22 protein-coding genes are annotated in these 23,847 nt (G+C 32.1%); 5 read left to right on the top strand and 17 right to left on the bottom strand.

The genetic code is table 11. The annotated features are described in order from the left end of the window. Positions 1-462: 462 nt before the first annotated feature. Positions 463-3,540: an Ig-like domain-containing protein gene (locus tag DZ60_RS23935; protein WP_051477532.1), complete on the bottom strand. Its 3,078-nt coding sequence runs from the start codon at positions 3,538-3,540 to the stop codon at positions 463-465. Positions 3,541-4,463: 923 nt separating this feature from the next. On the opposite strand from DZ60_RS23935, the gene trxB reads away from it, so the two are divergent. Beyond that, positions 4,464-5,432 carry a thioredoxin-disulfide reductase gene (gene trxB / locus DZ60_RS0102270; RefSeq protein WP_025740134.1) on the top strand — a complete coding sequence of 323 codons (969 nt, stop codon included), beginning with the start codon at positions 4,464-4,466 and terminating at the stop codon, positions 5,430-5,432. A 127-nt stretch (positions 5,433-5,559) separates the two neighbouring features. On the opposite strand, the gene DZ60_RS25640 is transcribed toward trxB, so the two are convergent. The 3 genes from DZ60_RS25640 to DZ60_RS0102255 form a co-directional block, all read right to left on the bottom strand. Beyond that, positions 5,560-5,694, bottom strand: coding sequence for a hypothetical protein (locus tag DZ60_RS25640; protein WP_262482364.1), 135 nt, complete (start codon positions 5,692-5,694; stop codon positions 5,560-5,562). A 43-nt stretch (positions 5,695-5,737) separates the two neighbouring features. Then, the gene (locus tag DZ60_RS25050) at positions 5,738-5,884 is read right to left on the bottom strand and encodes a hypothetical protein (protein ID WP_161634360.1); all 147 of its coding nucleotides are present in this window, start codon (positions 5,882-5,884) and stop codon (positions 5,738-5,740) included. A 388-nt stretch (positions 5,885-6,272) separates the two neighbouring features. Beyond that, positions 6,273-7,991 carry a helix-turn-helix domain-containing protein gene (locus DZ60_RS0102255; RefSeq protein ID WP_025740133.1) on the bottom strand — a complete coding sequence of 573 codons (1,719 nt, stop codon included), beginning with the start codon at positions 7,989-7,991 and terminating at the stop codon, positions 6,273-6,275. Between the two features lie 609 nt (positions 7,992-8,600). Here DZ60_RS0102255 and DZ60_RS0102250 point away from each other — a divergent pair. After that, a complete protein-coding gene (locus tag DZ60_RS0102250; RefSeq protein WP_025740131.1) occupies positions 8,601-9,200 on the top strand; it encodes a hypothetical protein in 600 nt (199 codons plus the stop codon). Positions 9,201-9,445: 245 nt separating this feature from the next. Here DZ60_RS0102250 and DZ60_RS0102245 read toward each other — a convergent pair whose 3' ends face one another. The 5 genes from DZ60_RS0102245 to DZ60_RS0102225 all read right to left on the bottom strand — a co-directional run bounded on the left by DZ60_RS0102245 (position 9,446) and on the right by DZ60_RS0102225 (position 14,150). Then, positions 9,446-10,297 (bottom strand): GIN domain-containing protein, encoded by an 852-nt coding sequence (locus tag DZ60_RS0102245; protein WP_025740129.1) that lies wholly within the window; start codon positions 10,295-10,297, stop codon positions 9,446-9,448. A 252-nt stretch (positions 10,298-10,549) separates the two neighbouring features. Further along, positions 10,550-11,269, bottom strand: a complete 720-nt coding sequence (locus DZ60_RS0102240) for a head GIN domain-containing protein (RefSeq protein WP_025740128.1) — start codon at positions 11,267-11,269, stop codon at positions 10,550-10,552. A 166-nt stretch (positions 11,270-11,435) separates the two neighbouring features. Next, positions 11,436-13,202: a PspC domain-containing protein gene (locus DZ60_RS0102235; RefSeq protein ID WP_025740126.1), complete on the bottom strand. Its 1,767-nt coding sequence runs from the start codon at positions 13,200-13,202 to the stop codon at positions 11,436-11,438. 1 nt (position 13,203) lies between these two features. Further along, positions 13,204-13,539 carry a PadR family transcriptional regulator gene (locus tag DZ60_RS0102230; protein ID WP_024770274.1) on the bottom strand — a complete coding sequence of 112 codons (336 nt, stop codon included), beginning with the start codon at positions 13,537-13,539 and terminating at the stop codon, positions 13,204-13,206. A 158-nt stretch (positions 13,540-13,697) separates the two neighbouring features. Next, on the bottom strand, positions 13,698-14,150 hold the full coding sequence (locus DZ60_RS0102225; protein ID WP_025740122.1) for a DUF4870 domain-containing protein: 453 nt from the start codon (positions 14,148-14,150) through the stop codon (positions 13,698-13,700). A gap of 155 nt (positions 14,151-14,305) precedes the next feature. Between DZ60_RS0102225 and DZ60_RS0102220 the strand changes: the two genes are divergently transcribed. From DZ60_RS0102220 to DZ60_RS0102210, 3 genes are all read left to right on the top strand, one after another. Then, on the top strand, positions 14,306-14,761 hold the full coding sequence (locus tag DZ60_RS0102220) for a DUF4442 domain-containing protein (protein ID WP_025740121.1): 456 nt from the start codon (positions 14,306-14,308) through the stop codon (positions 14,759-14,761). 96 nt (positions 14,762-14,857) lie between these two features. Then, positions 14,858-15,652, top strand: coding sequence for a TIGR00266 family protein (locus DZ60_RS0102215; protein ID WP_025740119.1), 795 nt, complete (start codon positions 14,858-14,860; stop codon positions 15,650-15,652). Between the two features lie 133 nt (positions 15,653-15,785). Then, positions 15,786-15,983, top strand: a complete 198-nt coding sequence (locus tag DZ60_RS0102210; protein WP_025740118.1) for a hypothetical protein — start codon at positions 15,786-15,788, stop codon at positions 15,981-15,983. Between the two features lie 16 nt (positions 15,984-15,999). Here the strand turns inward: DZ60_RS0102210 and DZ60_RS0102205 are convergent, their stop codons facing one another. The 8 genes from DZ60_RS0102205 to DZ60_RS0102170 form a co-directional block, all read right to left on the bottom strand. Then, on the bottom strand, positions 16,000-16,950 hold the full coding sequence (locus DZ60_RS0102205) for a LysR substrate-binding domain-containing protein (protein WP_025740116.1): 951 nt from the start codon (positions 16,948-16,950) through the stop codon (positions 16,000-16,002). 186 nt (positions 16,951-17,136) lie between these two features. Next, the gene (locus tag DZ60_RS0102200) at positions 17,137-17,559 is read right to left on the bottom strand and encodes a DUF2141 domain-containing protein (RefSeq protein WP_025740115.1); all 423 of its coding nucleotides are present in this window, start codon (positions 17,557-17,559) and stop codon (positions 17,137-17,139) included. 154 nt (positions 17,560-17,713) lie between these two features. Further along, positions 17,714-19,048 carry a DUF58 domain-containing protein gene (locus tag DZ60_RS0102195; RefSeq protein ID WP_025740113.1) on the bottom strand — a complete coding sequence of 445 codons (1,335 nt, stop codon included), beginning with the start codon at positions 19,046-19,048 and terminating at the stop codon, positions 17,714-17,716. Then, complete coding sequence (locus DZ60_RS0102190; protein WP_025740111.1) at positions 19,048-20,040, bottom strand: AAA family ATPase; 993 nt, start codon at positions 20,038-20,040, stop codon at positions 19,048-19,050. The genes DZ60_RS0102195 and DZ60_RS0102190 overlap by 1 nt, the downstream gene beginning before the upstream one ends. 3 nt (positions 20,041-20,043) lie before the next feature. Then, entirely contained in the window at positions 20,044-21,231 is a 1,188-nt protein-coding gene (locus tag DZ60_RS0102185; RefSeq protein ID WP_025740110.1) for a DUF4350 domain-containing protein, read from the bottom strand. Beyond that, positions 21,224-21,958 (bottom strand): DUF4129 domain-containing protein, encoded by a 735-nt coding sequence (locus DZ60_RS0102180; protein ID WP_034228346.1) that lies wholly within the window; start codon positions 21,956-21,958, stop codon positions 21,224-21,226. The genes DZ60_RS0102185 and DZ60_RS0102180 overlap by 8 nt, the downstream gene beginning before the upstream one ends. After that, the gene (locus tag DZ60_RS0102175; protein WP_152537341.1) at positions 21,951-22,874 is read right to left on the bottom strand and encodes a hypothetical protein; all 924 of its coding nucleotides are present in this window, start codon (positions 22,872-22,874) and stop codon (positions 21,951-21,953) included. Before DZ60_RS0102175 ends, DZ60_RS0102180 begins: the two co-directional genes overlap by 8 nt. After that, entirely contained in the window at positions 22,840-23,823 is a 984-nt protein-coding gene (locus DZ60_RS0102170) for a stage II sporulation protein M (RefSeq protein ID WP_025740104.1), read from the bottom strand. Before DZ60_RS0102170 ends, DZ60_RS0102175 begins: the two co-directional genes overlap by 35 nt. Positions 23,824-23,847 lie beyond the last annotated feature (24 nt).

Below are 23,847 nucleotides of genomic sequence, written 5' to 3'. Positions count from 1 at the left end.
ACAGTGATCGCGTAACACATTAGAAGAAAAATCATTATTAGTATGTACTAAAGTAGGATTCGTGTTTTCTGTAAAAGAATGCGAGTTGTAATATTTTTAAAATAAGGATCAATAAAACTACCTTTCGAATGTGAGTAGTTTGCGTTTTGAGTGTTTCAAGTATATAAGTAAATTAATTCTTACTTCGAGTTTTTAGAAAACTTTTTGACTGTATGCTAGTGGTGTTATTTTTTTGTGTAATCATGATACATGAGTGTTGGTTTAACTTTTATAGCTCGAATACTGATAAATAAAGTGCGTATAAAATAGGGTTTTAAGGTATTTGCGGTACTTCAATAATCGAAGTGCCTAAACAGATACATTTCTTTTTCTATAATAATTTAATAGTAGTGTTATTAAAAGCGATACTAGGGTACAGAGAATTAATTTGTACCCCAATATCACTATTCTTTTCTTATGCTTTTACTTTACAAAACTCGCAGTTTCTACAGGAGCATTGTTTTTGTACATTTTGATTATATACATACTGCTTGGCAGTTCTTGTACATCAAAAGAAATTATATCACTAAGTATATCAGAATTCTTAAGAATTACCTGACCATTAAGATTAATTATTTCTATTCTTTCATACGCTGTATAATCAGGAATAGATAAGTTTAATACATCTTTTGCAGGTACGGGAAATACTTTTACAGGTGCTGTTTTCTCAGGAGTATCAACAATGGATCGGGCTGATGCCACTGCTTCTGTTGTGCTTTCGATTTCGAACCAGTTAAGATTCCAGTTATCGGCAGGAGAATATAAGCGTACTGTTTGTATTCCTGCTTCTAGGGTAACATTCTGAGTGAGTGTTATCCAGTTTTGCCATCCTCCTGTAGGAGCAATATTGGCTGTTGCAAGGACGTCTCCGTTTACTTGAAACTGAACGGCTGCACTACCAGGAATACTTGCTACTCTAAAGTTTACTGCATAGGTTCCTGCTGCTGGGATATCAACAACATATTCCATCCAGTCTCCTGCATCAATCCAACCAACATTTAACCCACCACCAATATCGGTAGTGTTTTCTGTTTGTATTCCACTCATGTTGCTATAATCTTCTGCTTCTATATGAATTGAAACTTCTTCGGGAGCTGTTACTTCGGTAATTGTAAATGATTCCCATGTTCCTGCACTTGCCGTAGAAACCATTTTTACCTCACCATTATTATTTACTTGTAATCTTTTGTAACTCGAAGGACCGTTGGGAAGGGTTAAAAAGTAAGTCCCATCAGAAACTCCGGCCGCAAAATCATAAAAGGTCCATCCTCCAGCAGAACTTGTTTGTTGCATATCAGCATTGGCTGTTCTGTTAGATCGTAATCTTGGTTTAGTTCCTCCTGCTGCACGATCAATATGCCAGTATCCGTTTCCTTTGTCTACAAATTTCCACTCTACATCATCACCTGTAGTAGTTGTAGAAGCTGTGTAAGGGTATTCACTTTCCCCAGAAGCAGCTATCCTAAGATTATGAATTGGGCTATCAATATAATATGTTTTATTAGGGTCTGGTACAAAGGTTACAGAGGTTCCGTTTACATTTATGGTTGATGTAGCTGTAAAATCACCATCTTCTGTGGTTGCCGTTATGGTCGTTGATCCTGCCGCTAGAGCAGTAACTAATCCTGATGTATTTACAGAAGCAATTGATGTATTACTACTAGTCCAGCTGATATTTTGATTTGTGGCATTCGCAGGACTAATTGTCGCACTGATTTGTTGTGTCTCTCCAACATCAAGTGTTGTATTTGTAGGGGAACTACTAATAGCTGTAACATTAATTGTTTCAGAGGAAATAGTAAATATACTTGTTGCTGTGAACTCTCCGTCTGCTGTGGTTGCTGTTATTGTAGCTGTACCAGGGGTTAATGATGTTACTAGTCCATCTGTACTCACAATTGCTACTGCTGTATTATCACTTGTCCAACTAATATTTTGATTACTAGCGTCAGAAGGGCTAATAGTCGCTGTAAGTTGTTGTGTGTCTCCTTCTGTAAGCGAAACTTCGGTTGGTGATACACTTACTCCAGTAACAGGGATTGTGGCTGTATTACCATCTTCCCAAACAATATCATCAATTCCCAATTGAAAAGTAGATGCCGGAAAAGCACCATCAAGACTTGCAATGGCAAACATATAATTGATATTTTGGAAAGCTATTAGACCTGCAAAATCTACTAATGGAATTTCTACCTCACCCCATTCGCCATTTCTGGTTAGTCCATATTGTGTTTCACCTGCATTAAAGGTGATCCAGCTTTCGTTTGTGTAATTATCTGTAATTCCAATCCTAAAAGATACATCAGCCGGAATCTTAATTTTAAATTTGAGTGTGCCTTCTTCTACATAATTAGACATGTCTTTTCCGAATAAAGCAGAAATACCACCTCCAAACCAACTGTTAGCGGTTAGGGTTTCATATGCCAATACTTCATTCCCTTCATAAGGTTCAGTTGTTCCTTCCTGCATTGTACCTCCCCAAACATATATTTCTGCGTCCGAGCCAAAAGCAAGATCATTGGCAGTAGGCGTATTTTCTGTATATACACCAAAAGTACCCGTTTCTGCAGTTAATCCACCATAATTTGTTTCTACGGTACCGTAACCATTCCATTGTGATACACGAACATAATCAATGTATAATTTTGCAGGTAAAGCTGCTGTTACTTGATCATTTGTTGCAGCATCAGTAAAATTACCTCCAACAGCAAGGTTTAGTAATAAGTAAAATGGACGAGAAAAGACTCCGGTTACTCCGTCAGGGTCTATTGGGAGCGGAGCTGCGTATAAATCATATTCTACTCCATTATCTACAATGGTATATCGCATTTGGGTTGGTTCCCAGTAAAGACGATAGGTTACAAAACGATTTGTTATTGGTGTATCTGCAAGATAAGGTTGGTTATAATTTACATCATAGGCAATACTACCAACACTACCATCTTCATTCGCAAAAATTGCATTTGCACCTACATAACTGTTTACATCAGAATTAGGGAATCCCAGACGTTCTCTTTCTGCGGCAGCATGCCCCATTTCCATCATGTCGATTTCACCTTTAGAAGGCCAGGTAAGATTTGCTGTTCCTAACAACCAAGCAGCGGGCCATAGTCCTGTTTCTACGGTAGGTGCCTGCATTCTTATCTCTATTAATCCATATTGGATAGATAGATTGTTCTCGCTATCTACTTTTCCTGAAGAGAAGGCTCTAGAACCTATAGTTTCTTGTCGAGCTTCTAATACTAAGGCGTTATTTCCTGATTCACCAGGGATTGATTCTATAGAAATATTATTAGGGCTGTAATATTCTAATTCAGCATTTCCCCAACCGCAGAGGCCAATTTCGCAGCCATCCCCTTCAATAGGGTTCCATATATCAGTATTAAATGTATCAAAATTGTCTTCCCAAAGAACATTTCCTATTTGGGCGGTTGCAATTGAACTGTATAAGATACAAAACAATAAAATTGCACTTAATCTGCTAAGTCTATTTTTTTTCATAGTGATTGTGTAACGTTAATTTTAAGTGTGATGCGTTTATTTAATGATTATAATGTGTTCTCGTTTTAAAGAGAGTTTTTTTAGTATTTGAGTGATTCATTTAAAATGCTTATCGCCGAAGTAATAGAAAATTTGGACCACATCGTCTATGATTTAATAGTGATTAGTTATTATATCATGAATATTTTTAATTATTCTGCACTATGAGGTTCTTCTTTGTTTGGTATTTCTAATTACTTTAACATTTCCCTTATTTTTATATAACTCACATCAATCTTAGATATTGTAAAGAAATGTGAGCTCATTTTAATAAGTTTTTGACAATATAAAATGAATCTGTTTTTTGAAGCTGAAAATTAAATCGAGTATTCTCAAAACAAATCTTTTTTTAGTTTTCAACTTACAAGACTATAAATGTAGGGATATAAAAACCTTAAATTCTAATAATATACCACAACAAAAAACATACAAAATGATGATACATCAAAAAAATAACGATTTTTATAAGATAATAAAAGGTTTAATGCTAAAATATTGATGATTTAATTTTTTTATTGAGTAGGTGAAAAGAACATTAAATAATTGATAAAAATGTATTTTGTATATGTAATGTTGTGGTGCTTTTATACGATGTTGTGGTTTTATTTTGGTTGTTATTCATCAAGACTTTTAGTTTTTGGCCGTTTTTATGAAATTAGAGAATTTATTTTGAGAGTTTGACACCTAATTATGAATGCTATAATTGTTTAGAAAAAAATAGTAAGAAATTGTCTAATAAACATATTTGGCCATATTATTTAGCGTATTATACCAATATAGGTGTCTTATTTAGTATGTCTATATGTTGATAACAAATCTTAATAACTTTCGTGAAAGTTTTATCTTCAAATTACTACTTTTACACTACATAAAATGAAATGAAAATGTCTGATACAATAGAAAGAATAAAATGCCTAATTATAGGGTCAGGACCTGCAGGATATACTGCAGCCATTTATGCGGCAAGAGCGGATCTCAAGCCAGTTATGTATACAGGGATGGAGCCTGGAGGACAATTAACTACGACTACAGAAGTAGATAATTTTCCGGGATATCCTGAGGGTATTGATGGACCAACGATGATGGTTCAATTACAACAACAAGCAGAACGTTTTGGTACTGAAGTGCGAATCGGAATGGTTACCGAAGTTGATTTTAGTAAAGAGCAAGGAGGTATTCATAAAGTTGTCGTGGATAGCACAACTACTATTGAAGCTGAAAGTATTATTATTTCTACTGGTGCTACTGCTAAGTATCTTGGATTACCAAGTGAACAGAAACTAAGAGGTGGTGGTGTTTCTGCGTGTGCAGTATGTGACGGGTTTTTCTATAAACAACAAGATGTTGCTATAGTAGGAGCAGGGGATACGGCTGCTGAAGAAGCAACATATCTTGCTAATATTTGTTCATCAGTTACCATGTTGGTACGTAAGGATCACATGAGAGCATCAAAAGCAATGCAACATCGTGTTAACAATACTGAGAATCTTAAGGTGTTATATAATACAGAGGTTGATGAAGTATTAGGTGATCAAGTTGTAGAAGGTTTGAGAATGGTAAATAATAAAACAGGAGAAAAATCCGAAATAGCGATTACCGGATTGTTTATAGCAATAGGGCACAAGCCAAATACCGATATTTTTAAGGGACAAGTTGATATGGATGATACTGGGTATCTAATTACAGAAGGTAAATCAACAAAAACAAATATCCCTGGGGTATTTGCATCTGGTGATGTACAGGATAAAGAATACAGACAGGCAGTAACTGCTGCAGGAACAGGATGTATGGCCGCCTTGGATGCAGAACGTTATTTAGCAACGATAGAAACTAAAGCAGAAGTTTCTGCTTAAAACTTTACTTTTTTTAGGTATTGCATATCTAAATTTTACAACAAATACAGATATATAAAAACAAGTAGCTCAATTTTGAGCTACTTGTTTTTTTTTGAAAGTTGACTTTTTTTTAGGATTGATGCTATTAAGGTTGCGTAACACATCCTCGAACACTAGATAATCCTCCTCCTTTTATTGCTCTGGTATTACTGATTTTTACTACTTTCCATTTTTCTAATCCAAGTTTACCAGTGGGCTTTTTTGTTTTGTTTTTTTTCATTTAACAGTGATTGTGATTAATGAATAATTTCTTTAAATAAAACTTAAGATAACGGTTTAGTCGGACAACCAACCCCACCAGAGCCATTACCTCCTCCTTTAATAGCGGTAAGCTTTGTGATCTTCGTTATTTGCCATTTCTTTAACGTTAATTTGTTAGAAGCTTGCTTTTTGTTTTGTGTTTTTTTCATTTGACAGTGATTGAGATTAATAATGAAATGTTTTTATCATTAAAAGACAATTTAATTCTTCAAGGATTTGCTTCAAAACTAAAAAGTATTTTGAGAAACAGACCTTGCATCTTAGCGTAGGGCTATTGATTTTATCTTAGATCTGATTTAGGGTAACCTTTTCTGCGAGAGCAATTTTCTCGACAAAGTCCACCCATATTGTATTCAGTTTGGCAAGATTAGTTATTCTCTAATTTTTTAGCCTTAATGTATCTAAGTTTTTTTAATTCTCTTTTAGTTTTTATGAATACTAGATTATTAATTATTTGATTAAGATATGCCAAAAAGGTGTTTTTTTTACGCCTATATTCTACGTATTTATAAATTTAAGCTATAAAAAAATAAATATTTAATTTTTAACTTTCTGATTATTAATGCTTTTTATGAAATAAGATGGGTGTAATCCTGTTTTTTTATAAAAAGCTTGCGAAAAAGATTGTGCGGTGTTAAATCCCATTTCTGTAGCAATAGATTCTATAGTATACGCTCTAAGTTGTTTCTCATTTTTTAACCTTTTAATAGCTTCTTCTATCTTAAGATCATTCAAATAATTCGCAAAATTGATTTGTTTTGTTTCATTTATGATTTTTGATAAATAACTACTATTGGTATTTAGTTCTTTTGCCAAACTGTTTAACGTATATTTTTTGTTCAGAAATCTTTTTGAGGCCTCAAAAACTTCTAATTTTTCTAAAACTTCTTTAACAAGTTCTTCGGGAAGATTGAGTCCTTGTGTTAAAATTGCTGTTTTTTTTGTGTCTTTTTGTCGCGTATGGGAAGAGGCGTTTTTATTCATTATTGACTCGAACCTTTTTTTGTATACCCTGTTTTTTTTCAGGATTATTAAAACAATAGTTATTAAAGCTATAATGATTATTCCGAGAATCAGAGAATTTTTTTTTGATAGAATGGCAGTATTATTTAATTTTTCAATCAATTGATTTTTTTCATCTAATAGCTCTTTAGATTCATAATTTCGTATAATTTTTTTTGATAAAAATTTGTAATTAGATTCTAAAATACTGTCAAACTTTATGAGGGAGGTAATGTACTTTATTTGACTTTTGTCATCATTTTTATTTTTATAATGTTTTATCAAAACGGTATAGGTGTCGATTAACTCTGGGGTAATATTGTTAAGCTCATGTAGTAAGGTGTCAACTTTCTTAAAATGATAGATTCCTTTTTTTGTATTACCTTGATTGAGTAGAGATTTGCCAATATAATAATTACAAATTGCGATACCCATTTTATCTTTTTCTGAAAATGAATTTATTTGTTTTTCGGCTTTTGTAAGACTGTCAACTGCTATTTTGTATTTGTTTTGAAAGTAATAGTTGATCCCCGATTGCAGCACAAATAGATTATACATTAAAGTATCCTTTGATTCGATAGTTTCAATAACACCTTCTTTAATAAAAAGTTCAGCAGAATCTAGTTTAGAATTATAGCTGTACGATTCAGAAAGCGCATATAACCCTTTTATGTATAAATCAGGTCTTTCTTTTTTCAGTTCTTTTTCTGAAATATAGTCTACGTACTGTTTAAAGAACCCTAGCGCCTCTTTTCTTTCTCCTAACTGGTTTTTTAGTAATCCTATATTAAATTTTAAGATTACATATTCTAATTCATTATTTCTTTTTTTTGCAAATTCTGAAGCAATGACATATTCATGAAAAGCTTTTTTATAATCACCTTCCATAAATAATAAATTTCCTTTGAGCTTATAACCAAATCCAGGGTATTCTTTGTTTATAAGGTTTTGGGTAAGGTGTATTATGCTATCCGCATATTGATAGGCAATGTTATACTCCTCAACAGCTCCCAAAAAATAGTATCCATCCGCAATTTTTATGGTATCCATATTCTTCTTAGCTTTTTTTAGATACATTTTGGCATAGATAGAAGCAGTATTACTATTATTCTCGTTTTCGTAAAACTTATTTTTTAGTTCCTGAAAAGTAATATTACTTAGATAATCGTTATTTAATTCGGTGTTGTTCACTTGAGCAAAACCAAATAAACAACCTAACAATAACAGCATTGTATTGCATAAAATTTTATTCATTCTAATTTTTTAAGTTGAGTTAGTGCATATTAATTCTATGAATAGTTACAAACATGTTAATTTGGTTAAAATTAAGATTTTTCAAATAATACTTAACAGAAAAATCATTTTAACCTAAGAAGGTTAAAATAAAAAATCAGAATCAAGAAAGATAGCTTCTAATACACCAATGTTTTTATATGACATGGGTGTTTGTATTTCTAATATTTACTTTTCAATTTACATCAAATTTTAATGATACACTGAGTTAAGTGAGTGTGTTTTTGTCTTGTAAATTATTTATTTTAAGTTTCTTATGTCTAATTTTTGCACTTGGTGATATTTATAAATTTATGGCTTAGATTTATAAATATACAGAAATACAACTTGTGTTATACGTTATTCTGGTAGTAGATTCGAAACAGCAAAACAATTCAAATTCATCTATATTTTTTTAGAAAATCATAAAAAATCTAAAACTATCAATAGCCTTATTTAATTCCTTTTATGCAATAGGTTTTCTATTTCATAAAGTGAATTTATTACAATCAAAAGATATTTCTGATTCTTAAATGGTAGGAGTATCTGTTTAGTATTAAGAGTAATTATAAATTTTTTAACACACAAATTATGAAAAAAAGTAATTTTTTAGTTTCCGTATTTTTTTTAACTGTATTGGCCGTTTTTACTTCGTGCGAAAAGAGTGAAGCTCTTTCTGAAGAAACTCCTGAAGAATTAGGTCAAGCCGAAATTTTTGATGAAATCGAGGCAAACCTTGATAAAACCACTTCAAGTTCTAAGTCCATTTCGGATGTTAAAGTATATAGATATTATCAAGGAGGAAGCGCCACCGTGCATACATACAGAACTCAATCTGGTTCTGGTATTGCTTACGGAAGTTATGAAGGAGTGGCTTTTACAACGCCAGTGTCTTTTTCTTCGACAGGGTATGATACTAGTAAATATAATGTTTTGTATTTTTTAATCCATCCCAATTATCAGGATTTTGTTATGACAACAAGTGCCACCGAATTTTGGAATTTACGACGAAGCGGATGGAGTAATGTAACTAGAAACTATGTTCTTATTGCAAAAGGAGCGGGTAGTGGATTAAGTAAACTATATCGTTTTTATGGTAATCAAAACTCAGACCACCTATTTACCAAAAGTTATTCTGAAGGAATTAATGCAGGTTATACATATGAGGGTGTTGTTGGATATGTAAAGTGATAGTTTTTACGGTATTGTATTATTAGGTAATACTAATACTAAAAAGGGGAGAGTAAAGAGACTTTCTGAAAAGTTATTTTAGGATGTCAAACTGAGTCTGATGAAAATTAATGTTCTGATTTTCAAAACGCTTTCGATAAGCTCAGATAGACAGATTAAAAAATCTATTGACTTTTTTAGACAGTCTCTTTACATTAAAACTCAAAATTTAAGAGTTGAGTTAATAATGTAGAATATTTTTCTTCTTAGAAAAACCCTGGACTGTAATTGTCTTTTTTCTTGTATAAAGTCGCCTCATTTTCAAATGAATCGATGCTAATTTTGGGCTGCCCTAATAGAAATATTTCTGCTTTGTCTCTTGCTTCTATTTTTATTTGTTCGGAGATCAATAAATAGCAATCACTAGTACCTTCTGCGACAAGTTTTGCTTGTTTTGTAGATAGTTTTTCACCAAAAAAGTCGGTATCATTATCTGCTCTAACTAACATTGAAGTAGATTGCCCTTCTAGTTTTGCAGATGCTTTTTGATATAAATCTACTGTTAAACTATCGGCTGCTATTATTCCTTTTAATTCTGAGTTATCGTTGATTTGGTAGGTAATTTCTTTTGCTTTGACGTGTAAGTCGCATGAGGCTTTATCATTGCCGATATATTGTATTTTTGTAGCTTCGACCGTGAGAAAGGTCTCTGTATTATCATACATTTCTAGGGTAAACTCATTTGTATGTATAGGAGTAAGAGATTTTGCATTTACCTTATTTGAAAGTATAATTTTTTTTAATTCTGAGGCGTATAGAATTTGGATATTCAGTTCTTTTGCCCGTTTTAAATCTTTTTCAGATGTAATTGTTAAGATACTATCTTGTACGATAACATCAATTTCTCGTAATATATTACTATCGGCCTCAATAGTAACTTGATTAAGATTGCTTTGGTCAAACGTAACGTCAAACCCTTCTTGTAATTCTATTGTATGAAACCCTTCAGTATCAAAATCTTCGGTGCTAATAATTTTATTTCCTTTTACTTTTTCCTTTTGACTATATATATTTCCAAATGCAAAAAAAGAAAGTAGTACTATCAGTGATGTCCTCATAATTGTGTGCAATTTATAGCTGTTTTTAATATTTTTTGGGTAGTATTAAGTAACGGTCTATAAGTTTAGATACAAATATAAAAACTGAAATTAGAAATATATGTTGCATGACCAATAATATTAAGGATTGCTTTTCTGGTGATAGAATATACCCGAAGTTGTTTAAATATAGTAAGGCCTACTTAACGAATTCGAAAATAGGCCTTACTTTTTTGATTGGTCGAAATTGATAATATTTCGTATATATGCTTATTAATGGCGTCTTACGTTTCCTCCTGAGTTATCTGTTTCTGATACAATCTCGGGTTCTCCATAATAAATGACATCGGCTCCGCTTGTAGCTTTTCCTGAGAATTCATTTTTGGCATGAATTCTTATTGATGAGCCACTACTGGCATTGGCTTGAGAACTTAAACTCATCAAGTTTTTTGCACGAATGTCGGCTCCGCTACTGGCTTTGGCAGTGTGATTATTAACTTTTCCTGAAAGATCTATCATGGCTCCACTGCTAACTGAGCTTGCCAAGGTTTCTGCTCTTACTTCTAGTCTCATATCTGCACCACTAGAAGCACTTAAAGCAAGATCCTTTTGTACAACAGTTTCTTCAGAAGATATGCTGGCACCACTACTCACAGTTACTTTATTTAATTTATCATATGAAATAACTACTTTTTTTTCATCTGCCTTGAAAATATTCTCATCAGATGTGATGTAGAGAGTATTTGCTTTTACATAGATTTCAATATGATCATGTAAATTTTTATTAGCCTCGACAATTACTTTTTTATCTGTACTCTTGTTTAAAATAACATCGATTCCTTTACTCACTTTTACCGTATCAAAATTTTCGTCAATACTTCTTTCTTTGGTAATAACTTCTCCTTCTCCAGAAACTCCATTAAATACCATGTTGCAAGAGCAACATGCTAATGATAAACACAATGATATTAATATTTTGGCTAATGTTGTCATAACTATTTTGTTTTAAAAAATTGAACTATTCGTTTTTTGATTGATGTTTATTCTCTAATCCTAATCTTTTACAAGCTTATATGACCAGAGTTGTTTTACTGATTATACTTTTGATTATTTAGGTATTGTTAAAATTAGGAAGTAGAAAGTGTATTGTGAATTGAATTTATTTTTCAGTTTTAATTTCTATTCCGTGTTCGTCTATTTTTACTTTTACCGGTTCATTGTTAAGTTCTACTCCTTTTTCATCAATTTTTAGTTTAAAATCTTCGTCGTCTGAATTGATGTTGATTCGTACACTATCATCCTCTTCTTCAGATTCGAAGTATTCTGAATCCTTGCTTGTGATTTCGGGACAATCATTACATTCTAATTTACCGTTGATTAATTGTAAATACTGTTCTTCTTTATCATCAACAGTTATGTAATCATCATATTTCCAGGAATTATTGTATCTAGATGTATTTTTGTCCATATAGAGTGTGATTCCTTCAGGTAATGTTAGGGTAACTTTTACTTCTTGATCTCTAAATTTGTGAATGTAATTAGTAATTGCATACCCATCTATTAACAGTGTATTACCATCTAATTGATATGCATATTTTAGTTCTTCTGCCCTTTCTGTGGCATCATCATATGATTTACCTTGAGCTTGTTTTTCTATTTCAATACTTACTAAGGTATCTCTTTTTGATGCTTTTAGGTACAATTCTATATCTTGAGTAACGATTACTTTATTACCACTTTGATCTCTTTTTACATAAAAATCTTTTTTGTGTTTTGGATGTTTAGCGTATCGATTGCTACCATTAATTTCTATGGTTAATGTATCTCTGCTTGTTATAGGAAGTTCTTGTTTTTCGATAATTACCTGGGCATCATATGCCTCGAGCGTCGCCTGTCTAACTCCAAGAACAACAAATCCTATGATAGCCAAAATCCAAACACCTAATAATCCCAGTTTTGCAGGTGTACCTATAGATTTTATGTTTTTAATTAGAATTTTTAACCCTAGAATAAATAGAAAGAAAAACGGAATTCCTACTGCAAATAGTGATAAAAGAGCGATTACCCATATTGGTGCATCTGGATGGTTTCCGACCTCAAAATATTCTAACAAAGGCGTATCCATAAAACCAACTGTACCCAGAGTAAATAATCCAATAAATAAACTAATTAATGTGATTCCTGAAATAACAATAAGAAGAGCTCCTATAAATTTCACGAAAATCTTTAATAAAAATAATAGTACATCTCCCAAGGCATCAAAGAACGTAGTCGAACTACTTTTTACTTTGTTGCTATATTTTTTGTAATCTACATTTTTTACGGTATCTGCAACTCCATCAAAGCCCTCTTTAATTTTTTTTTCTATGTTACTGATATTTACAGCTTCTCCTTTCATTGCTAAAAAATCTGCCGTACTCTGTGCTTCTGGCACAAAAATCCAAAAGGCAATATAAATAAGTACAAAAGCTCCGCTAGAAAATACAGTAAAGAGAATCCATGCTAGTCGAATCCAAATAGGGTCTATACCAAAGTAATGCCCTAATCCAGAACTAACGCCACCTACATACGAATTCGTTGTATCTCTAAATAGTTGTTTTGTGTTTTTTTGTGTTTGGTACGTTTGTCGAGTGTTGTTGGACTCATCTTCAAATATTTCTTCATCTACTTGATAATCTTCCGGCTGTCCCATTACCGCAATTACTTCATCTATTTCTTTGTTCCCGATTACTTGTCGTTCATCTTTTATTTTTTCGCTAAACAGCTCTGCAATACGCGCTTCGATATCCGCAATTATTTCATCGCTCCCTTGAGAATCTGTAAATGATTTTCTGATAGCCCCGATATAACGTTGCAGCTTTAGGTAAGCGTCTTCGTCTATATGAAAAAATATGCCTGCTAAATTTATATTAACTGTCTTATTCATTTTACTTCTTTTTTTGTTTGGTTACCAGATTTACGGCATTTCGTAATTCATCCCAGGTGGTATTTAATTCATTTAGAAACAGTTTTCCTGTTTCGGTAAGTCCATAATATTTTCTCGGAGGTCCCGATGTAGATTCTTCCCAACGATAACTCAATAATCCTGCATTTTTTAGTCGTGTAAGTAATGGATATATTGTGCCTTCTACTACAAGCATCTTTGCATCTTTAAGCGTTTCTAAAATTTCAGCAACATAAGCATCATCGTCCTTAAGGATAGAAAGTATGCAATATTCCAGAACACCTTTGCGCATTTGCGCTTTCGTGTTTTCGATCTTCATAAAACTAATTTTTAAATGTTAAACTGTTCATTTTTTGATTGATGTTTGATGGTTATATAAAAATAATATTCAGAGTATGATTGTGACTAGTATTCTATGTATTCGATCTATAATTGATTAGGTTATGTATCGATTATCATCTCTGATTTTTTAATAGTTTATTTTATAAATCGTATAGATAAGGGATATTTATATTCTTCTCCTTTATTTGCCTTAAGCGCGGCTATAATGACAAAAATTATTTCAAGAAAAAATCCAATCAAAGCAATGATTCCTATAAAAGACGCACCGATAAGTGTTCTAAACCCTCCTGGATTCGAAAAGCTAAAAGAAAAATCATCTAAATGAAATAAATCATTAATTGTGGCATCACCAAATACACTAAAAATGAAAAAAGGAAAAGAAAATATTCCTAAGATTACGGTGTATAGCAGGATGCTTAACTGAAAATTGATAGCTTCTTTTCCATGCTTATTTATAAAGCTTGATTTATCCTTATTCGTAGTCCACAATACTATGGGGACAATATAATTACCAAAAGGAATAAAATATTTAGAAAAGGTTCCTAAATGGATAAAGGTCGAAATGTTTTTGTGATTATTGATTGACATTTTAAAAAGTATATAATAGTTGCTTATGCAAATATATGTCTAAAAAAAGGTATTATGCAAAACATAGTACCATAATTTAACATAAAATTAAGATTTAGTCTACTTTTTTGTGGGCGCTCTTTTGACTATCTTGTGATTTCTAAAAAATGAAAATCATGAAAATTACGCCTAGAAAACTCAACAGCTTCTTATTTTTTAAATTGCCTTCTGCCTGGCTCTGCGGAGTGCGGGTACTAGCTATTGATGCTGGTAGTTGCACAGTTAGTGTAAAACATAGGTGGATGAATCAAAATCCTTTTAAGTCTATGTTTTGGGCAGTACAGGGAATGGCAGCAGAGTTAGCTACAGGAGCAATGGTGATGGGAAGTATTGCTAATAGTGGTAAAAAAATTTCAATGTTAGTCGCAAACAATAATGCAAGTTTTACCAAAAAAGCTACCGGGAGAATTACGTTCGTATGTAATGATGGGCATTTGATAGATGACGCAATCAAAAAAACAATTGAAACAGGTGAGGGGCAGACCTTATGGATGAAATCTGTAGGAACTAATCAAGAGGGCATCGTGGTATCCACTTTTAATTTTGAATGGACTGTTAAAGTGAAAAAATAGTCAATTACGATAAAGTTCTCTTATTACTTGTAACACTTTTTAAAAATTGTTTACTGATAAAGAAAAGGTTCATTAAATCAAAAAAATATTTTAATTATGACGGCACACGAAATCGATTATGAAATTATTGGTGAAGAAATGCAATATGTAGAAATAGAACTTGACCCTCAGGAAGGGGTAATTGCAGAAGCAGGAAGTTTTATGATGATGGATGATGGTATTCAAATGGATACAATTTTTGGAGATGGTTCTGGCAAGGATCAAGGTGTTATGGGTAAAATTTTTGGAGCTGGTAAAAGATTACTAACAGGAGAGAGTCTGTTTATGACTGCTTTTTATAACCAAGTAGGAGGAAAAAAGAAAGTAAGTTTTGCATCACCATATCCAGGAAAAATTATTCCTATTGATCTCACCAATTATGGAGGGAAATTTATTTGTCAAAAGGATGCATTCTTATGTGCAGCCAAAGGAGTATCTGTAGGTATAGAGTTTTCTAAGAAATTGGGGAGAGGATTATTTGGAGGAGAAGGTTTTATAATGCAAAAATTAGAAGGAGATGGTATGGGCTTTGTTCATGCAGGTGGAACAACTGCAAGAAAAGAATTGCAACCTGGAGAGAAATTAAAGGTGGATACCGGATGTATCATAGGTTTTTCTCAAGGTGTACACTACAATATAGAAATGGTACCAGGTATTAAAAATAAAGTTTTTGGAGGAGAAGGCTTATTTTTTGCAACATTAACAGGGCCTGGAGTTGTGTATATTCAATCATTGCCTTTTAGTAGACTTGCTAATAGAGTACTTTCATTAGCTAGATCCGGCAAGGGTAAAGGCGAAGGCAGTATTCTCGGGGGTTTGGGTGATTTGTTAGATGGAGATAATAGTTTTTAATAGTGTTAAATTACAACTAAATAAATGTTTTTTTAGTTTTATTTACCTACATTAGACGTGACAACTTTAGGAATGATTATACTCTTGTAGTGTAATTATTTATATAAACCTAACTTCTAAACCTTATTAATTTATGGCTAGAGCTATGTTTGATTATACCAAGACTGTACTTAAGAAAGTTAGTTTTGATGTTAATCTTTTTACCAAGGAAGTTCTAAAAGCACTAAACAGATTACTTCCACATGAGATTGATGAATTGAAAATATGGATTCAATCATTAGCAGTAAAACAACCAGAATTACAATCTTGTTTAATTTATTTAAAATCATAACTTAAAAAGCGACTTCTTAGTCGCTTTTTATTTTTGAGATAGGACTAATGATTTCTACATTCTGAAATGTGATAGCTCCCTTTATTACTCCGGCAATGGTAGAGTGCAGTACATCAATAATGTGCATTTTTAACTCACTTTTATGAAAAACTAGACTTACTTCTCTTGCGGGAGATGGTTCATTAAAATGATGAAGGTTTTCTTTTTCATTATTCTTTATATCTAATGTGTGGAGATAAGGCAATAGAGTCATTCCTAACCCTTCATTTGACAGTTTTATGAGCGTTTCGAAACTTCCGCTTTCTAGTTGAAAATGATCATCCTCATAGCTCTTATTAGTTTTACAAAGATTAATGATACCATCTCTAAAACAATGACCATCTTCTAGAAGAAGCATATCATCAATGTCTAAATCGGCAACATCTATTTTTTTCTTTTTACTTAATCTATGATTAGGGGGGATGTACCCTACAAAAGGTTCATAATATAAAACTCTTTCTTTGAGGTTTTCATTTTCTAATGGTGTTGCTGCAATGGCTGCATCTAGGTGCCCGTCGAGAAGTTGTTCAACAATAGAATCTGTATTTAACTCCTCAATTTTAAGTTTAACTTTTGGGAACTTTTTTATAAAGTTATTCAAAAACATTGGCAATAACGTAGGCATTACTGTTGGGATAACACCAAGCTTGAATTCCCCACCAATAAATCCTTTTTGTTGATCTACAATATCCTGTATGCGCTCACTTTCATTTACGATATTACGTGCTTGATTCACCAACTTATTTCCTATTTCGGTAAGTTCTATGGGTTTTTTGCCTCTGTCAAAAATTAATATATCTAATTCTTCTTCTAATTTTTGAATTTGCATACTCAATGTTGGCTGGGTAACAAAAGTTTTTTCAGCTGCTTTGGTAAAATTTTTATGTTCAGCAACAGCCAATACATAGCGTAATTGTGTTATCGTCATTTGTTGATTTTTGTTTGTAGGACAAAAATATAAAAGTGATTGATAAAACTTATTAAAAAACATGTAAAAATTTATTTTATCTATAACATGTTTTCGTTATGTGTAGTAAAACAAATGACCTAGTATAGGGACTCCTTTTATACTAGGCCATGAATAGAGTTTTAAATAGAATATATGAGCGTAATATTACATGCGGATTTCTACATCAATATCTTCTGAATTTACTTCGAATTTTGCATCACTCCAAACCGGAGGGCCATATGTCATATTATTATTAGATACTCCATAATTTTCTTTGGGCATGCCGTTTGGTTCAAAATCCATTTGCTCATTCCCATTGACATCATGAAAACAGGTAATGGCTAGTGTACCCTTAGACACCTTCGTAAATGTAATTGTTGCTACACCATCTGTAATTGTACTCTTTTTTTCTTGTAAAGGAGTTCTTTTTAAGAATGTTTCTTCATTATAAAGTGCAAATAATACTGCTCCTTCAGAACTCGTGACATTTGGTACAGTGACCGTTATCGTAATGTTATCTTGTGTCTCCTGGGCCTGTAGGCAAAAGTTTGAAATGTATAAAGCGATGAATAATGCTAGTGTTTTCATAAGAGTAAAGTTTTATATTAGTTTATTTTTTTGATGACAAGTCAAAAGTCTATAAATCTTTATTCTAAAACGAAAGGAAACAACTGAACTGTCGTTTTTGTATACTGAATTGTGTTTTTAGTAAAATTAGTACAACACATAAAAGTCAGAAATGCTATATAAGTCCTCTTGATTTTATTTCGAGATACTTATTAATAGTATTCACGGTAAGGTTTTCTGGAGCAGTTAGAATAGAATGTATACCATGTTTTCCTAATTCATTAGCAATCATTTTCTTCTCATACATGAATTTTTCGGCAATTGTTTTTTCAAAAATTTGCTGAGTGGTGATTGCGGGAGTATCCAGTAGTGATTTGAGTTCTGTGTTTTCGAAGAAGATAATAACTAATAGATGTGTTTTTGCTATTGCTTGTAAATAGGGGAGCTGCCTATGCAAGGCATCCAATGTTTCAAAATTAGTATATAATAGTAGTAAGCTTCGTTGTTTAATAGTGCGCTTGATATCAATATATAGCCTAGCAAAGTCAGATTCTTCAAAATCAGTATTGATATTATATAGTGTCTCAAGTACTACATTCATTTGACCTTTTCTTCTTTGTGCAACTACAGTATTCTCCACTTTTTTTGAAAAGGTAAACATGCCTGCCTTATCTTGTTTTTTAATTGCAATATTAGAAATCACAAGTGTAGCATTAATGGCATAGTCTAATAGACTCAATTCATTAAATGGCATTTTCATAACACGACCTGTATCGATAACAGAATAGATGGGTTGCGATTTTTCATCCTGATACTGATTAACCATTAAGTGATTTCTCTTTGCGGTAGCTTTCCAGTTTATGTTTCTTATATCGTCTCCAGAAACATATTCTTTTATTTGTTCAAACTCTAATGTATGTCCTATTCTACGTACTTTTTTGAGTCCATAGAGTTTTAGTCTATTGGTAAATGCAACAAATTCATATTTTTTTAATTGCAGAAAAGAAGGGTAATTAGGGACCATTGCTTCCGCAGAAAATTGTTGTTTTCTGGTAACAAAACCGATAGGAGAGGAGGTGAATATATTAAGGTTTCCAAAAAAGTATTCTCCTCTTTCTGTTGGGCGTACGGTATAAGTAAAAACTTTTTCCTGAGAAGGAGCAAGTGTAGATTCTATAGAGAAATTCCTATGCTGAAATTGTATTGGCAACTCATCTATAATTTTTATTTTACTTTTAAATTGATATCTATTAATAGCACTAATACGAATGGTGTTTTCGTCACTATTAGATAATTTTTCTGGTAATGTTCTTGTTGCCTGTGTTCCCAAAGTATTTCTGTACAGCAAAAGAATGTCGAATACCAGTACAGTGATAAGTATGTAGAAAAACAGTTTTATTATTCCGTATATATCTCCAAAAAAGTAAGAAACAATAAAGAGTACAACGATTGCAAATAATGCTGTAAAGAAGGGTTTTCTTAGATATATACTTTTTATAAATTTGGCCACTACCTCGGGATTTCTATTGTTTCTATTATTTGAGTCACTGCTTTTTCTGTAGTAAACCCTTCCATTTCTCGTTCTGGGGTTAATATAATTCTATGTCTTAGTACAGATGGAGCAATTTTTTTGATGTCATCAGGAGTTACAAAATCACGTCCGTTGATAGCAGCTAATGCTTTTGAAGAATTCATTATTGCAATAGATGCTCTAGGGGAAGCTCCCAAATATAAGTTTCCGTTGGTTCTTGTATTGTTTACAATAGACGCTATATACTTTAATAAATTATCCTCGATAAGTATACTTTTGATAATGTCTTGATATTCTGATATTTGTTGGGCGTTTAGAATAGGCGTAATCATATCCGTAGAAAGTGTGCTTTTTCTTTGATGATGTCCTTCGAGAATTTTTATTTCTTCATCTACAGATGGATATCCTACATTTATTTTAAAAAGAAAACGGTCTAATTGCGCCTCAGGTAGTGCATAAGTCCCTTCTTGTTCTATTGGATTTTGTGTGGCAAAAACTAAAAAAGGAGCTTGCATTTTATTTTCAATTCCGTCTATGGTAATTTGTCGTTCTGCCATTACTTCAAACATTGCTGCCTGAGTCTTTGCAGGCGCGCGATTGATTTCATCAATCAATATAATATTAGAAAAGATAGGTCCTTTTTTAAATTCAAATTCAGAAGTTTTTACATTAAAAATAGAAGTCCCCAAAATATCACTGGGCATTAAATCAGGTGTGAATTGGATTCGACTAAATTCTACATTCATTGTTTTGGCAAGCAATTTGGCAGTTACAGTTTTTGCTACTCCAGGAACTCCTTCTATTAAGGAGTGGCCATTTGCCAATATAGAGATAATGAGTAATTCTATCATATCATGTTGCCCAATGATTACTTTACCTAATTCATCTTTGATTTGTTGGACAGCGCTTTGTAGATTTTTAAGGTCTATTCTACTGGTAAAATCTATTGGATTTTCGTTAGTTTCTTCCATAATCTAAAGTGTAAATGCTTCTATTTTTTTATTTAATTCTATCAAATCTTTTTCGTTATGCATGGTCCTTCCTTTCAATATAACGATAAACTCAATTAGTTTTTTGGTCTCTTCTAAAGAGTGACCACTTTTTATTGCTAATGTATCTATAAACTTAGCATTCAATTCATTTGTATTAATGTAATATTGTCTCCTTACTTTTTCTAAGAAATAGGTAATCTTTTTGTTGATAATATTACCATAGTCTTTATGCTGAAAATATAGATTACTGATAGTTTTGGTAAATTCTATCGATGTGTTTTCTAAGGGTTTTATAACAGGAATAATGCGTTGTTCTCTTTTCCCTCTAAAAATAACAAACACCAATAAACTTAACAGGCATATATAGTAGGCCCATTGTAATGCTGGTTGATTAAGAACAAAGCGCATTGGTGAATTGACAACCCTACGGCCATCTTTTAGATAATCGTCCCAGTATAATGTGGTACGATCATTAATATATGAAAGTACATTTGCGGTGTATGTACCTTGATTTTTGAGCATATAATAATTAGAAAAGGCTTCTGGCAAGGTGTTAAAATAAATATGTCCTTCACCTTCTTTTACTTTAATAAAATTAACCTGACTTATTTTTTCTTCTTCATTTTTGTAATAACCCAGTGCCTTGGTTTTGGTGGTGTCAAAACTTCTAAAAATAGTTTTATAAATCCCTTTTTTGTATTTAGGTATTGAATCACGATAGGATGATGAGCTAAAAAAAGCGGGTGTGATTTCTTCTTCGGTTAATTTATAACTCATTTCGGTTTCTATTTTTAGGGAGTCTTTTATGATATTCCCAAAATAGGTACCTGCAAGAAAAACATCGTTTCCTTCTCTAACAAACTGAATGAGCTGAGTATATGATTGTTTATCTAAGTCAATTTCTGAATTAATAAGTAGATAGGCCGAATTAGTAGCATAAGATGAATCTTTCAAAAATTCATATGGATTTTTAGAAACTAATTGGACCTTCTTATTGTCATTCCAATCTTTCAACTCTTCATAAAGAATATAGCTGCCAAAAGGAATCTTATCGGTTGATGTATAGCTAGAATTCCAATTTATAGGTTTAGGTCTTACAAGTTCGGTAATAATAATACCTAGTAGTGCGACTCCAAAAATGATAAGAATATTTCTTGACTTTTTATCCAATAGTATTAATTTTTGCGTTTAGTTGATCAAACGATGTTTTCGCACTCTGATATCCATTTTTGTCTAACTCAAATTCGCCATACCAGATATAATCATATAGGTATGATACCCTGTTAAAATTTTGTTTTATCGAGGTATCATTAATTTCTCTTAAGTAGTCCGAATTTGTTTTTTCAAAATGATATGCAATCACATTTGCTTTTGATAGCTCTTGTAATGCTTTAAGATACATATATCTAACGGCCAAGCGATAATCGTTATTAGCTAGAGCTTTCGAAATTAATTCATTAAGATCGATATTTTCGATATGTTCTTCGGTTATAGAAATAGGAGCTACCAACGTATTCTTTTTTCTGAATAATGAAACCGCATCTTTACCAGCTAGAATTCTTATTACTACATAAACGGCACCAATAATAAGAAGGATATAAATTAAATTTTCTATTAAACTAATGAGTTCGGGAGAGATATCTACACCTAGCATGTTTTGCATGCCTTTAAAAATCCAATTAATGAATCTGGCAAGAAAATTTTGTGTTTCTCCTTCGACCGTATCATAATCAAATTCACTATCACTATATTTATCAGTAAGATTCTCAGAAAAGTTATGGGTAGTTATCTTACTACTATCAATAGCAACGGTTAACGAATCTTGTTGGGCCAAGATAGGAAGAGAGGCTAGTGATAGCAACGAATATAATATGATATAGAACCAATTTTTATTCACCTGCTCCTATTTGATCAATTTTACTACGTGTATTGATGTTGTATTTTTCTTCGTGTAGTGAAAAATAGAGAATCCCATTTATAAACTGAGATAAGGATTGAGAATAGGCCATAACTATTAAAACAAGACATAATGAAAAAGTATATATAATCTTAGCTACTGGCGAATCTGCCATATTTACACCTGTATCAACGGCATGAAAAGAATAGAAACCTACCAAAGTTCCCGGTATTACCAATAGTAAAATTAATAATAGACCAATTAGCAATCCTAAAATAAAATTAACTCCAACACATTTCCAGAAATTACTCTTTACCAGATCCCAACCTTCTCCAAGAGCATCTGTTGGACTTTTATCTTCATTGAGCATCACCATAAAAGAAATTCCTAACCAGGATAAAAGAGCAAAGTTTAGAACATATTGCGCGAGTGCTCCAATAATAGGGATTATAATAAAAATAAATGCCACAATGGTATATGCTATATATATGGCAAATAATAATAAAATGAAAACGATTATTCTACCTAAATTATTTTTTACATAGTCCCACACTTTTGTTTTATCATCTACAATTTTTTCGTCCTTATCATAGGTGATCATATAGGCAGAAGCTAAACTATAATTTAGAGCTGCAACCATTACGAGAACAAAGAAAAAAATAATAGCACCAAGTCCAATATAGAAATTGGATTCTAAATCCGATGGATTACCAAAACCAGATCTAGTACCCAACATACCCATAAATCCTGTTACCATAAGATAACTCGCACCCAATAGTAATAATATAAGTATACCATTGTAATTGATGAATATATTTGTAAAACTTTTTAGGTTTTGCTTAAAAAAATCAAAATACGTAGAGATCATATCTCCCAAGTCTCTACGCCGTTTTAGTTCTATGTATTTGTTCTCCATACGTTTTGTTTAAAATAATGGGATATATAATGTAGTAAAATATAATGAGTGCCAAGGAACCAAAGATAATAACCATTGCTAACCAAACAGGCATATTAGAGTATCGTGTTATAAATCCTTCTATAAAACCAGCAATAATAAAAAATGGAATTGTACTTACTACGATTTTAAGGCCATCTTTAGCACCTTTCATAAAAGAAATGCGTCGCGAAAAAGTTTTGGGAAAAAGAATGCTATTACCCATAACCAAACCGGCACAGCCTGCAATTACAATAACAGAAATCTCTATGGTACCGTGTAACCATACAGATTTTGATGCTTCAAACAATAGCCCCTGATTATAAAAAAAAGTCATAAAAGCTCCTAGCATTACTCCATTAGTAAATAAGATATATCCTGTTCCTATAGAAGTAATCACGCCAAATGCATAGGCAAGAAATGCAACGCGAATATTATTGATAGTTATTCCTAAAAAGGAACCGATCATGCTTCCGCTTTTATAAATACCTGTCGGATCTCCTTTTTCAATATTATTAAGTGTTTCATTTACATAAGCATCTCCTAGAATTAATCGCAAAAAAGAAGCATCATTTAGTGCAGATAGGATACCAATACAACAAGCAACCAAAAATAATATAAAGGTATATCCCAGTGTTTTTTGGTGTTGGAAAAAAAATAAAGGAAATTCTTTTTTCCAGAATTCTACAATTCTATTTTTACTTTCCTTTTTGTTAATGTATATTTTTTGATGAGCTTGAGATGCTAATGAATTAAGGTATAGCAGCGTTTTACTATCTTGATAATAGGTTTGCGCATATGATAAATCATTGGTCAAATGTATGTAGTAATCAGCCAGATGATCAGGACTAATCTCAGAATTTTCTGTGATTGCCTTTTCAAAAGCGATCCATTTTTCTTTATTTTGCTTGACAAAAGCTGCTTCCCGCATCTAGTAAACTAATTTTTGATAAAG

Origin of the sequence: Aquimarina pacifica (assembly GCF_000520955.1) — a bacterium.
Lineage (GTDB): Bacteria > Bacteroidota > Bacteroidia > Flavobacteriales > Flavobacteriaceae > Aquimarina > Aquimarina pacifica.
Note: the sequence above shows the minus strand (reverse complement) of the source record. Positions and strands in the feature narration are given on the sequence as shown.